The 12156-nt window shown below is 62.0% G+C and carries 11 protein-coding genes and 1 tRNA gene; 5 read left to right on the top strand and 7 right to left on the bottom strand.

Translation table 11 applies throughout. From position 1 onward, the window contains the following. The first annotated feature begins 38 nt into the window (after window positions 1-38). The gene (locus tag H9646_RS16490; protein WP_191724484.1) at window positions 39-1055 is read left to right on the top strand and encodes a class 1 fructose-bisphosphatase; all 1017 of its coding nucleotides are present in this window, start codon (window positions 39-41) and stop codon (window positions 1053-1055) included. An 18-nt stretch (window positions 1056-1073) separates the two neighbouring features. Then, window positions 1074-1149 (top strand) — tRNA-Thr (locus H9646_RS16485). A gap of 227 nt (window positions 1150-1376) precedes the next feature. On the opposite strand, the gene H9646_RS16480 is transcribed toward H9646_RS16485, so the two are convergent. The 7 genes from H9646_RS16480 to H9646_RS16450 all read right to left on the bottom strand — a co-directional run bounded on the left by H9646_RS16480 (window position 1377) and on the right by H9646_RS16450 (window position 7643). Further along, window positions 1377-1589 (bottom strand): hypothetical protein, encoded by a 213-nt coding sequence (locus tag H9646_RS16480; protein ID WP_191724483.1) that lies wholly within the window; start codon window positions 1587-1589, stop codon window positions 1377-1379. A 67-nt stretch (window positions 1590-1656) separates the two neighbouring features. After that, complete coding sequence (locus H9646_RS16475) at window positions 1657-1914, bottom strand: GmrSD restriction endonuclease domain-containing protein (RefSeq protein WP_191724482.1); 258 nt, start codon at window positions 1912-1914, stop codon at window positions 1657-1659. 37 nt (window positions 1915-1951) lie between these two features. Then, window positions 1952-4039 (bottom strand): acetate--CoA ligase family protein, encoded by a 2088-nt coding sequence (locus tag H9646_RS16470; RefSeq protein ID WP_191724481.1) that lies wholly within the window; start codon window positions 4037-4039, stop codon window positions 1952-1954. Window positions 4040-4234: 195 nt separating this feature from the next. Next, on the bottom strand, window positions 4235-5230 hold the full coding sequence (locus H9646_RS16465) for a tripartite tricarboxylate transporter substrate binding protein (RefSeq protein WP_191724480.1): 996 nt from the start codon (window positions 5228-5230) through the stop codon (window positions 4235-4237). Between the two features lie 36 nt (window positions 5231-5266). Then, window positions 5267-5632, bottom strand: coding sequence for a Zn-ribbon domain-containing OB-fold protein (locus H9646_RS16460; RefSeq protein WP_191724479.1), 366 nt, complete (start codon window positions 5630-5632; stop codon window positions 5267-5269). A gap of 5 nt (window positions 5633-5637) precedes the next feature. Next, the gene (locus H9646_RS16455; protein ID WP_191724478.1) at window positions 5638-6789 is read right to left on the bottom strand and encodes a thiolase family protein; all 1152 of its coding nucleotides are present in this window, start codon (window positions 6787-6789) and stop codon (window positions 5638-5640) included. Then, entirely contained in the window at window positions 6786-7643 is an 858-nt protein-coding gene (locus tag H9646_RS16450) for an IclR family transcriptional regulator (RefSeq protein ID WP_191724477.1), read from the bottom strand. The genes H9646_RS16455 and H9646_RS16450 overlap by 4 nt, the downstream gene beginning before the upstream one ends. Window positions 7644-8549: 906 nt before the next feature. Between H9646_RS16450 and H9646_RS16445 the strand changes: the two genes are divergently transcribed. The 3 genes from H9646_RS16445 to H9646_RS16435 are packed head-to-tail and all read left to right on the top strand — an operon-like array spanning window position 8550 to window position 12034. Further along, on the top strand, window positions 8550-9638 hold the full coding sequence (locus H9646_RS16445) for a cyclase family protein (RefSeq protein ID WP_191724476.1): 1089 nt from the start codon (window positions 8550-8552) through the stop codon (window positions 9636-9638). Between the two features lie 33 nt (window positions 9639-9671). Next, the gene (locus H9646_RS16440; protein ID WP_191724475.1) at window positions 9672-10916 is read left to right on the top strand and encodes an ABC transporter substrate-binding protein; all 1245 of its coding nucleotides are present in this window, start codon (window positions 9672-9674) and stop codon (window positions 10914-10916) included. Further along, window positions 10913-12034 carry an SDR family oxidoreductase gene (locus tag H9646_RS16435; RefSeq protein ID WP_191724474.1) on the top strand — a complete coding sequence of 374 codons (1122 nt, stop codon included), beginning with the start codon at window positions 10913-10915 and terminating at the stop codon, window positions 12032-12034. Before H9646_RS16440 ends, H9646_RS16435 begins: the two co-directional genes overlap by 4 nt. Window positions 12035-12156: the final 122 nt, after the last annotated feature.

Genomic DNA, 12156 nt, shown 5'->3' with positions numbered 1-12156 from the left:
GGCAGCCTCCTAATTGCTGCCCCACAAGGAGAATCCTTATGACACGTCGTGTCAGCCTCACCCGCTATCTGGTTGAACAGCAACGCGTTGATGGGCGCATACCTCCACAGCTTCGCTTGCTGCTGGAAGTCGTTGCCCGTGCCTGCAAACGCATCAGCTTTGCCGTCAACAAAGGCGAACTGGGCGAAGTCATGGGCACTGCCGGCAGTGAAAATGTGCAAGGCGAAGTTCAGAAAAAACTGGACATCATTGCCAACGAAACGCTGATTGAAGCCAACGAATGGGGTGGCCACCTGGCCGCCATGGCATCAGAAGAAATGGAAGGCATCTACGTGGTGCCCAACCGCTACCCCCAAGGTGAATACCTGCTGATGTTCGACCCTCTGGACGGCTCGTCCAACATCGACATCAACATGTCGATTGGCACCATCTTCAGCGTTCTGAAAAAGCACGACAGCCACCCCGGTGTGCACGACAGCGACTTCATGCAGCCTGGCACCCAGCAAGTTGCGGCGGGTTATTGCATCTACGGCCCCCAGACCACGCTGGTACTCACCGTGGGTGATGGCGTAGCCATGTTCACGCTCGACCGTGAGCAAGGCTCTTTCATCTTGATCGAAGAAAACGTCAAGATCCCTGAAGACACCAAAGAGTTCGCCATCAACATGTCCAACATGCGCCATTGGGACGAGCCGATGAAGCGCTATATCGATGAATGCCTGGCAGGCGAAGACGGCCCGCGTGGCAAAAACTTCAACATGCGCTGGGTGGCTGCCATGGTGGCTGACGTACACCGCATTTTGTGCCGTGGTGGCGTCTTTATGTACCCATGGGACAAGCGCGAGCCCCACAAATCCGGCAAGCTGCGCCTGATGTATGAAGCCAACCCCATGAGCTGGCTGATTGAACAAGCTGGCGGCGCTGCTACCAATTGCCGCGAACGCATCCTTGACATTCAGCCCACCGAGCTGCACCAGCGTGTCAGCGTGGTGCTTGGCTCCAAAAATGAAGTGGAACGCGTTACCCGTTACCACCTCGAAGCTGATCAAAAGTAACTATAATTTTTGCAGGTTGCCGGTGTAGCTCAGTCGGTAGAGCAGCTCATTCGTAATGAGAAGGTCGCGTGTTCGATTCATGTCTCCGGCACCATTGAAATAAAGAAGCCTCGCTATGAAAAACATATCGAGGCTTTGTTTTTTCCGACGACGTAAGGGCGAATTAAGACGATTTTTTAGACGACTGGCTCTGGTCTGCACCAGTCACACAGCCCAAACAGCGCACGGAGACTGGATTCGTTCCACCGTTTGACAAGCCACGTACTGCCACCTCAATCCAGCATTTGCCGATCAAGTGTGCACCGCACACGGATCTCAAACTCAGGGAGCAGCAAGCGTCATCTGCGGCGCGTGTCCTGGCTGCACATAGGCAAACTCTTTTGAGCCATCTGTCGTTTCGCGATTCGCAAGCATGACCAGACCCGCGTTCAGTGCTTCATCGCACAAACCGCAGGCTTTGGAATAGCCCAAGCGCAGTCGCCGCTGTATCCAGCTCACACAGAGCGCCCCAGACGCCTTCTGGAGAAGCTGCATCAATTGCTCCAAGTGTTGCGTCACAGCACCCCTTCCTTCTACTTGGTCTGAGCGATGCCTAGGTCGATCAATTCATCAAACTCTTTTTCTCGCCCAGCAGCTGCTTGAACTTATCTTGCGGCCCCGAGTTGCCCAGGTGCGAATTCATTGCATAGCTGACCAGACACAAATTGCCGAGCGCGTGCAAGTGTTTGCCCGACCACTTCTCACCCTCGATCAGTTCCGTCTGTGGGTGCAGGTGCTCCACCGAACGGCGCGTACTGGTGAACTCAAATTCACGCCACACCTGCGCATCAGGGCTGGGCTGAGCACTTCCGTGAATCAACCCAGCCTGGCTGGACACCCCTAGAGCGCTGAGCAGACTATCCTTTTGACAATTCCACCAGCGCATCCACGACTACGGCCCCCTGACTCGTGCCCCCAACCATCACGGGGTTGAGATCCAGCGAGGCGATGGCGCCGCTGGCGCCCACAATCACTTGACCCACTGCCACAGTGATGCGCGAGAGGGCCTGCACGTCTAGCGGCGGCTCGCCGCGTACTCCGTCCAGCAGCGGGGCGATGCGCAGCGTGCGCAGCGCAGCCTGCACGTCGGCCTCGGAGAACGGGGGCAGCAGCACGGCACAGTCCTTGAGCGCCTCCACGTACTTGCCGCCGTCGCCCACCACCACCACAGGGCCAAAGATCGGGTCCATACGCGCGCCCACCATGAACTCGTGTTGAGCCTTGCGCGTTGCCGCCACGATCACGCCGTCGCGCTGCACCCCCATGTCGTCCATTTTGGTCCAGAACTGCTCGAACAACTCGGCAGCCTGTTCGCGTGTCTGCACATTCAAGGCCACCAACCCGTGCTCGGATTTGTGCGGTACCTCGGCCGAGCAGGCCTTGACCACAGCGGGTGCACCGATCGCGTCGAATGCAGTGCGCGCCTCGTCTGCCGAACGGCACAGGTGCATGGGGACCGTGGGCACACCATGGCGTGCCAGCAGTCCCAAGCTGTCCACTTCATTGAGAAAACCTTGCGTGCCAGCAGGTACCTGTACATGCGGCAGCGCGTCCCACTGCACGCGTGAACGGCGCATGAGCTCGGTGTGCTTGGCCACCTGGGCTAGCACAGCGATAGCCTCGCCCTCGTTGGGGAAGGTGGCAATGCCATGCTGGCGGAAGGGCTCGGCCACGGTTTCCTGCCAAGCGGCCACGGCTACGGGCTTGGCAGTAGCAGCCTCGAATGCGGCAGCGTCACGGGCGAAACGGTCCACGTCGTAGCCCGCACCGGCCACAGGAATGTTCAGGAAAAAGAGGTCCGCCGCCGGATCCTGCGCCACGGCAGGCAGGACGTCGCCGAACAAGCCACTGTTGGACAGCAGCGCGGCCGTCACATCAATCGGATTGCTTGCAGTGGCAAACCCTGGCAGCTTGGAGGCCACGTCGGCCTGTGTGACAGGACTCAGCTCGGCCAAGGACAGGCCCATGTCTTCGGCTGCGTCAGCGCCCATCACGCAGCTAGCGCCGGAGTTGCTGATCACCACCAGACGCCGCCCCTCGGGGCGCCAGCCCTTCAGGTAGGCATGGGCAGCACGCGCCTGCTCATGCGGGTCACGCACACGCCAGATGCCATGGTGCTTGAAAAATGCGTCCACCGTGCGGTCCTCATTGGCCAGCGCGCCCGTGTGCGACGAAGCGGCCTTCTGCCCACTGGCTGATCGACCGGCCTTCACCGCGACGATGGGCAGGTCACGTTCGCGCGCATAGGCGGCAGTGGCGGCCAGCATCTCTGGGTTGGCGATGTTCTCCAGGTACAGCAGCAGCAGTTTGACGTCGGGGTCATGCGCCACGGCCCAAGCCATCTCTGATGCGGTCACATCGGCCTCGTTGCCCGTGGCGTGTACATGGCGCACGCCGAGGCCGCGCCCGCGCAGCAGACCATAGGCCATGGCACTCATGCCGCCGCTCTGGCTGACGATGCCCACCGGGCCGTCCATAGGCGGCACCTCAATGAACATGGTGGAAAATCCCGCGATGGCACCCGTTCCGAAGTTAGCCAGCCCCTGCGTATTGGGCCCGTACAGGCGCATGCCTGAGGCGCGCGCGGTAGCCACCATGTGATCCTGCAGCTCGCGCCCTGCAGGGCCCGTCTCGCCAAAGCCCGAGGCGATCACCACAGCGGACTTCACGCCGCGTGCGGCGCATTCCTCCACGGCGGCAACGGTCTTGTCGCCGCCCACGGCGATCAGCGCCAGGTCGGGCACCTCGGGCAGCGCGCTCACGCCGGCGTAGCTCTTGTAGCCCTGAACTTCCTCGCGCGCCGGGTTGATGGGATAGATCGTGCCCTGGTAGCCGTGGCGCTGCATATAGTGGATAGGTCGGCCACCGATCTTGTGGATGTTCTCGGAGGCGCCAACGATGGCGACCGAGCGGGGGTTGAGTGCAGAGGTGAGAAGGTCAGACATGATGGGTTGTGAGACGTTGTGCGCTCCGTCGCCCCGCCGCTGGCAGGGCCGTGGAATGCAATGGCAGTTATAGGAACACAGCACAGTCAGCTGGCACATGCCAGCTTGGCGGTAAACCGTCAGGGGGCCTGAAGCCAGCCGCACAGCGCCCGGCACAGCGAGCGCGTGGAGCACGGCGTAGTCATTCAGCGGGAATCAGTCAATCCGGGCACCAGAGGCCTTGACAACCTTGCCCCACTTGTCCACCTCGGCCTGCAGGAAACCGGCGTAGGCGGTGGGCGTGTTCCAGGCGGCGGCGAAGCCCTGCGCCTCGAAGCGCTGCGCCACCTCGGGGTTGTCCAGCACTTTCTTCAGCTCGGCACTCAAGCGATCCACCACCTCCTTGGGCGTACCGGCGGGCGCCAGCAGGCCGTTCCAGGCGATGGCCTCGTAGCCGGGCAGTCCAGACTCGGCCACAGTGGGAATGCCCGGCGCGCTGGGTGAACGCTGGCTGCTGGTCACGGCCAGCGCCTTGAGCTTGCCGGCCTTCACATGCGGCATGGACGAAAGCATGGTGTCGAACATCAGGTCTGCCTGCCCCCCCATCACATCGGTGAGCGCAGGGGCGCTGCCCTTATAGGGCACGTGGGCCATCTTCACGCCGCCCATGGCGTTGAACAGCTCGGCCGACAGGTGTGTGGACTGCCCGTTACCGGAAGACGCGTAGTTGAGCCCACCCTGCTTGGACTTGGCCAGCGCGATCAGCTCCTTCACGTTGTTCGCTGGCGTTGCCGGGTTGGTCACGATGACCAGCGGCCCGCTGGTGAGCTGCGAGATGGGGGCAAAGTCCTTGGTGATGGAATAGCTGAGCTTCGCGAAAAGCGAAGGGTTGATGGCATGCGCCGTGGTCGCCACCACCAGCGTATAACCGTCTGCGGGGCTGCGCGCCACAGCCTCGGCGCCGATGTTGGCGCCAGCGCCGGGGCGATTTTCGATGAAAAAGGACTGCCCCATCTGCTCCTGGAGTTTTTGTGCCACCACGCGTGCAACGATGTCGGTAGGGCCGCCCGGAGGGTAGGGAACGACCAGTTTCACGGGCTTGTTCGGATAATCGCTGGCCCAGGCAAGGGGCGAGGCTGCAGCAGCGCAAAGCGCGGCGCAAACAACGCCAATGACATGGCGACGCGGAGTGTTGGTGGTGGTCTTGGGCATGTCTTTGTCTCCTTACTAGTTGTGGTGAAAAAACGATCAGGCGGCTGGCACGAAGCGCAACAGGGGCCGACCCAGGTGCTCGAAGAATTCCGCGCGCACGCGCTCGCCGATCTGCACGCCCGCCGCCGCGTGACCCATGAGGCGTGGCCCCTCGTCGAGTTGCACGATCACTAACGTGTAGGGCGCCAAGGCGCGAAAGTCCTCCGAGGGAGCGCGCGCCACCACCGTGGTAGCACGCACAGTTGCGGTACCGACAGCGTCGCGCCAGTCCAGCCTCTCGTGGCCACAGCGTTGGCACGCATAGCGCGCTAGGGTCTGGGCATGGCCGCAGGCGCAGCAGCTTTGAAATAGCACCACGCCTGCGCGCAGGCCGTCATTGAAAGGGGTTGCCAGCGAAGTCATGACGCTCAGCCCTCCGTTGAAAGAACAAGGCTCACGTGGGACGACATTACGCCCCCGTCGGCATGTATGAAGGCGCGCTGCGGCGCACGTATCTGGCGCTCCCCAGACTGGCCCGTCATCTGTCGCCAGGCCTCTGCTATATGCGCCATGCCGCCAGCCACGCCGCAGTGGCCGAACGACAGCAAGCCGCCGTGCGTATTCAGCGGCAGCGCGCCTGTAGGCGCGAAGTCGCCTGTGCGCACCCGGGCGGCGGCACCGCCCCTCGGTGCGAAGCCGATCTCCTCCAGCAGCATCACCAGCGTGATCGTGAACGAGTCATAGATGCCCAGGTAGTCGATGTCCGCCACAGTCAGACCAGCCTCAGCAAAGGCCAGGCCGGCGGCGTCTGCCGCTCCACACTGCATCACATCCACCATGGCAGTCAGATGCTGATGGCGATGTGCCTGACCCGCGCCCACTACGCGCACCGTAGTGTGCGGGCCCCGCTCGGCAGAGACGACGAATGCCATAGCGCCGTCGGAAATAGGACAGCAGTCCAGAAGCGACAGCGGTGCGGCGATGGACTTGGCGGCACGCACCTCGGCATGGGTGATAGGCGTGCGCAGGTGTGCCCCAGGGTGACATGCGGCATTGGCACGCATCAGCACGGCAAACTCGGCCAAATCGGCGCTGGTGATGCCAGTGCGGTGCATGTACTCCGAAGCCATCAGTGCGTAGTACGCGGGTACGCTGGCACCATTTGGCACCTCGTAATCAGCGTCACCCACCTGGGCTAGGGTCTGAATGGAGCTGTCGCGCGACTGGCCCGTGAGTCGGTTCTCGCCCGCCACCACCAGCACGTTGCGGCAACGGCCCGAACGCACCAGTTCGCGAGCTGCCATCACCATAGCAGCGCCCGTGGCTCCGCCTGCTTGCATACTGTGCGCGTAGCGCGGCGCCAGCGCAAAGCGCTCACAGAACAGCGTGGACAGCATCAGGTGAGGCAGCGTAGTGGCATAGCCGCACAACACACCATCGATATCGGTGCGCGCCACATCAGCACTGACCACCGCCTGCCGGGCTGCGTCGGCCATCAGGTCAAGTGCGCCCCACCCTTCGTGGCGGCCAAAGGAGGTGCTGCCCGCGCCGCGCAGGTAGGCGGTGGGTAGTGGGTTCATCGCAAAGTCTCCGGAGTAGTTTTTGAAGGAGTGCGTGCACCGGCCAGGCGGCTGGTGCGCACCGCCTCGGCCCATCGCACCTGGCATACCGTGGACTCGCGCACCAGCGCCTGGGCCATGGCGGCTTGACGCGCAAGAATGCGGTCATTCAGCGCGGCAATGCTCAGTGCTGCTACGGGGCGCCCCTCGGGGTCGAGCACGGGCACGGCAATACCCCCCATGCGTTCGACCACAACGTCCAGCAGTACCACGTGGCCACGTTCACGCGCATCGGAGATACGCTCGCGCAGCAACGCAGGGGTGATGCGCGGGTAACGGCTCATCTGGCTTGCGAGAATCTCCAGTGCTGCCTCGCGCTCGGCCTCAGGCATCCAGGCCAGTAACGCAAGGCTGCCGGCCCCTGCACCCAGCGGGCGACGGCTGCCCACGCGCAGGTAGTTGGCGCGAATGGGGTAGGTTCCTTCCTCCACGTCGATACACAACGACTCCACACCACTGGGTATGGACAGCACCACGCTATCCTCGAACTGCCCCACCAGCCGCAGCAAACTGGGACGCGCCAGCGGCCGCGGGTCAAATCTCCTCAGCGCGGCTGCGCCCAATACCATGAGTTCGGGCCCCAGCGAGAACTGCTTACTCTGCACATCACGCGCCACAAAACCGTCGCGCACCATCACCTCCAGCAGGCGCAGCGTGGTGGCCTTGTCCAGCTCGGCCGCCGCTGCGATGTCGGTCAACCGTGCGTTGCCCCCCTCTGACATCACCCGCAACACGCGCATGGCGCGCTCCACGGTGGAGGTACTGCTTCCAGGGGGGTGATTGACCATGGCTTTCGGGCGGGCAGCGGTGGACATTTGGTTTATTTCTTTCAATGAAATATTGAATGGCATGAAATTTAGGTTCTATTGGTTATTAACGTCAAAAACCGAGAATGAAATTTCAATCAATAAAACATCTTTAGTTCAATCCCAGTGAATACCCGCAGTAAATGCACCCGAACTGCTAGCTGTTCGTGCTGGTTCACAGCCACTGCATGTGCGTGCAGCGCCCACTGCTGGCGACGTGCACAAACCTGCGTCTGGTAAATGCACGACGCCAAAACGCTGTACCCCAGCAACACCAGCTGACTGATCGCTTCCCATGCTGGGTCACACCTTGTGCATTGAAAGAACGCACACTGAGTTCAGGGTCTGGCGTGACTGAGTGAGAGATACATGGAGTGGCACAACAACCTGCTTGCGAGAACCAAAGAGATACGCCGCCAGCATCCTGGTCGCTGCTGCAGCGTTGGACGCCCTACCTGGCCCAAGGCACGCAAGCTGCTCCGCAAGGTTCTTACTTGGATCGCTTTCCCGTGCTACGTTTGAAAAGCAACGGTGCTGTGTGCCACCGACAGCAGCACCGCCGCTGGCTTGGCCTGCAGCGACACAATTTGTGTGGCTCAACACGCGCTCTGGCACTGGTTAACTACAGCGCTATTGATAGTGACAGCTTGGCTGTGCCCTCCCTGCGGCCAGACTTGGTGGGTCTAGCGCGGGTGAGCGCTGATGCCCAACCACATCACTCAGTCCATACATCCAGGCACGACCCGGTTTTTGCTCGGTAAAACCACCTTGAGCGTCATGAAAATCGAACAACAGGGTTTCCCCGAGCGATGATTTCATCCAGCAAAACTTTTTAAATCTTGATTGACGTGCTGTCATCTGCGCCAACACCATTGCCTCCAAGCCGCCCCCACCCGCGGCGCTGGAGACACCAATATGCGATGGAGACAACGCCCCGCCGGCTCCAACTGGGGTGATTTCGGGCCCGATGACCAGTTGGGGCGCGCCAACCTGATCGGACCTGTGCAGGTACGCAAAGGCGCTCTGGAAGTACGCGAGGGGATCAGCCTGTGCCTGTCGCTACCGCTGGACTACCCCGGCGGCAATGCACTGAACGCGCGGCGACTACCACCGCAGTTGCGCCCGACACGGCGCGAAGGCGTTCCGTACGTCAACTATCCGCTGGGCCATGTGTACCCTGGCGCCACCGACGTCGTCAGCGACGATCAGGTGCTGCTGTCGCTGCAGTACTCCACGCAATGGGACTCGCTGGCGCATGTGGGGGCACTGTTCGACTCCGACGGCAACGGCCAGTTGCGCACCACGTACTACAACGGCTACCGCGGTCACGAGCACATCCTGGGCCCGCAGGATCATGGCATTCCTGCACGCAATAGTGATGGTGCGGCGGCGCGCTACCAGCCCGTATGTTGCACTGGCCGCGCGCCAGACGAAAGCGTAGCAAGCGCACTGGGCGTGGAGCACCTGGCCGTGAAGGGCATGCAGGGGCGCGGAGTGCTGGTTGACCTGGAACGTATCTACGGCACCGACTTTCGCGACATCGGCTACGACGAACTCATGCATGCCATGGAGTGCAGCGGTGCCAGCGTAGAGCCCGGCGACATGCTTCTGCTGCGCACCGGCTTTGCCGAGCTGGTGCTGTCCATGCAGCGCCAGCCCGATGCGCACCTTCTGCACCACAGCTGCGCAGCACTGGACGGAGGCGACGACAAGCTGCTGCAGTGGATCACAGACAGCGGCATCGCAGCGCTCATTGCCGACAACTATGCCGTGGAGCGCCACCCGCCTCGGCGCGTACCCGAGGACGGCGCCCTCTACCCCGTACTGCCGCTGCACGAGCACTGTCTGTTCAAGCTGGGCCTACCTTTGGGCGAGCTGTGGTACCTGAAGGAGTTGGCCGACCACCTGCACGCTCTCGGACGCACCCGCTTTCTGCTCACCGCGCCACCTCTACGCCTGCCGGGCGCATTGGGCTCGCCGGTGACACCCATTGCCACCCTTTGATTCCCAGTAGACACACCAACGAAGGAGACAACCATGAACCGCCACACTCCCCTGAGTCGCGCCTGCCGCGCGCTGTGCACTAGTCTCGCACTGCTGGCTGCCACGGCCGCCGCTACCGCCCAGGATATGAAAATTTCTGACGACCTGGTGCGCCTGGGCATCCTGACCGACCTGAATGGCCCCTTTGCCGACATCACCGGGCCTGGCAGCGCCGCAGCTATCCAGATGGCCATTGACGACTTCGGCGGCCAGGTACTGGGCAAGAAAATCGAACTGGTGGTGGCAGATCACCAAAACAAGGCCGACATCGCCTCCAGCAAGGCGCGCGAATGGTTCGACACTGGCAAGGTAGACGCCATCATGGATGTAGCCGTCTCCGCCCCCGCGCTCGCGGTGCTCGAAATTGCCAAACAAAAACAGAAGGTAATCATCTTCAATGGACCCGGCCTTGACCGCCTGACCAACGACCTGTGCATGCCCAGCACCGTGCACTATGTCTACGACACCTATGCGCTGGCCAACGTGACGGCCAGCGCCATCACGCAACGTGGCGGCAAGGACTGGTTTTTTGTCACGGCTGACTACGCCTTCGGCCACAGCCTGCAAGAGCAGGCCAGCGCCGTGGTGACGGCCCAGGGTGGCAAAGTGCTGGGGGCCGCAAAACACCCCATTGGCGCGACGGACTTCGCCTCATTCCTGCTGAGTGCTCAGAGCAGCAAGGCCCAGGTCGTTGGGCTGGCCAACGCGGGTAGTGACACTGTGAACACCATCAAGGCAGCGCGCGAGTTCGGCCTGACCACGGGCAAGAACAAGCAGACATTGGCAGGTCTGCTCATGTACATCAACGATATTCATGCCATAGGCCTGCGCACGGCTGGCGGTCTGATGCTCACCGAAGGCTTTTACTGGGACATGAACGATGAGACGCGTGCCTGGTCCAAGCGCTACTTCGAAAAAATGAAAAAAATGCCCAACATGAGTCAGGCGGGCGCCTATTCCTCAACCATGCACTACCTGAAGGCCGTGCAGGCCAGCAAGACCGACGAAACGGCGCAGGTCATGGCCAAGATGAAGTCCACCCCCATCAACGACTTCTTCGCCAAGAATGGCCGCATCCGCGAAGACGGTCGCATGGTGCATGACATGTACCTGTTCGAGGTCAAGTCGCAGGATGAGTCCAAATACCCCTGGGACTACTACAAGCTCATGGCCACAGTGCCCGGCGACAAGGCGTTCCTGCCGCTGTCGCAGTCTAAGTGCTCCATGGTGAAAAAATGACGAACACAGTACTCATTGTGGGCGCCACAGGCGTCGTAGGCCAAGCCTGCCTCCGTCACTTCGCTGCCCTGCCCGGCTGGCACGCCGTGGGTGTGGCACGCCGTGCCATCGACCTGCCAGTGGGCGCATCCGCGCTACAGCTAGACTTGCAAGACTCGGCAGCCTGCCAGGCTGTGCTGGGTGCGCGGGACGACATCACCCATGTGGTCTATGCCGCCGTGTACGAACAGCCCGGCGGGCTGGTCGGCGGTTGGCGTGACCAGGAGCAGATGGGCATCAACCTCCAAATGCTGCGCAACGTGGTCGAGCCGCTGGACCGCCACGGCGGCCCGCTGCGCCACGTAACCATCATGCAGGGCGGCAAGGCCTACGGCGTGCATATCCACCCACAGCTAGCTGTGCCCGCACGCGAACACTGGCCGCGCGACCCACACGAGAACTTCTACTGGCTGCAGGAAGACTTCCTGCGCGAGCGCCAAGCCAAGCGCCAATGGCACTTCACCATCATGCGCCCGCGCATCGTGTTCGGCGACGCAGCGGGTAGCAACATGAATCCCATCCCAGCCATCGGCGTATATGCATGGCTGCGTCACGAGCAGGGCCTGCCGCTGGCCTATCCCGGAGGCCCGGCGCGCGTGAACCAGGCTGTCGACGCTGACCTGATTGCCCAGGCCTGCGCCTGGGCCGCCGAGTCGCCCAACGCACGCAACGAGACCTTCAACCTAGAAAACGGCGACGTGTTCGTATGGCAAAACGTCTGGCCCACCATCGCAGACGCACTGGGCATCCCTATGGGCGAGCCTGAGCCCCACTCGGTGGCTACCGCGCTGGCCAATCAGCAGCCCGCTTGGGAGCGCTTGGTGGACAAGTACCGGCTGGCAGTGCCACGTGATCTGACCGCCTTTATCGGCCAGGGCGCGGCATATGCCGACTTTCAGATGAACCATGGAAAAACCGGCCCTCTGCCACCGGTGATCATGAGCTCGGTAAAGATCCGCCAGGCGGGCTTTCATGCCTGCATGGACACCGAGGATATGTTCCGCAAATGGTTCGGCCAATTGCAGCAGCGCCGCCTACTGCCCACGGTAGCGCAGGCGCGTGGAGCACAGCATGCTTAGCAGTGATGGCAGCTCTGGTCGAGCATGAGCTCGTTGCAGGTGATTCAAGGATAGCCGGGGGATGTCTACCCGACTGAGGCAGTCCATTGCGGGAATCCTGCAATCAAGTTTGCTCAAATCAA

The organism is Comamonas avium (assembly GCF_014836675.1).
Taxonomy (GTDB): domain Bacteria; phylum Pseudomonadota; class Gammaproteobacteria; order Burkholderiales; family Burkholderiaceae_C; genus Comamonas; species Comamonas avium.
The sequence above is the reverse complement of the archived record's forward strand: the minus strand, read 5'-3'. Positions and strand labels throughout refer to the sequence as shown.

What these genes read in the sequence shown, in the direction of transcription:
- H9646_RS16490 (WP_191724484.1), top strand. Translation starts at nt 39, where the DNA reads ATGACACGTCGTGTCAGCCTCACCCGCTATCTGGTTGAACAGCAACGC.
- H9646_RS16480 (WP_191724483.1), bottom strand. Translation starts at nt 1,589, where the DNA reads ATGCAGCTTCTCCAGAAGGCGTCTGGGGCGCTCTGTGTGAGCTGGATA.
- H9646_RS16470 (WP_191724481.1), bottom strand. Translation starts at nt 4,039, where the DNA reads ATGTCTGACCTTCTCACCTCTGCACTCAACCCCCGCTCGGTCGCCATC.
- H9646_RS16465 (WP_191724480.1), bottom strand. Translation starts at nt 5,230, where the DNA reads ATGCCCAAGACCACCACCAACACTCCGCGTCGCCATGTCATTGGCGTT.
- H9646_RS16460 (WP_191724479.1), bottom strand. Translation starts at nt 5,632, where the DNA reads ATGACTTCGCTGGCAACCCCTTTCAATGACGGCCTGCGCGCAGGCGTG.
- H9646_RS16455 (WP_191724478.1), bottom strand. Translation starts at nt 6,789, where the DNA reads ATGAACCCACTACCCACCGCCTACCTGCGCGGCGCGGGCAGCACCTCC.
- H9646_RS16450 (WP_191724477.1), bottom strand. Translation starts at nt 7,643, where the DNA reads ATGTCCACCGCTGCCCGCCCGAAAGCCATGGTCAATCACCCCCCTGGA.
- H9646_RS16445 (WP_191724476.1), top strand. Translation starts at nt 8,550, where the DNA reads ATGCGATGGAGACAACGCCCCGCCGGCTCCAACTGGGGTGATTTCGGG.
- H9646_RS16440 (WP_191724475.1), top strand. Translation starts at nt 9,672, where the DNA reads ATGAACCGCCACACTCCCCTGAGTCGCGCCTGCCGCGCGCTGTGCACT.
- H9646_RS16435 (WP_191724474.1), top strand. Translation starts at nt 10,913, where the DNA reads ATGACGAACACAGTACTCATTGTGGGCGCCACAGGCGTCGTAGGCCAA.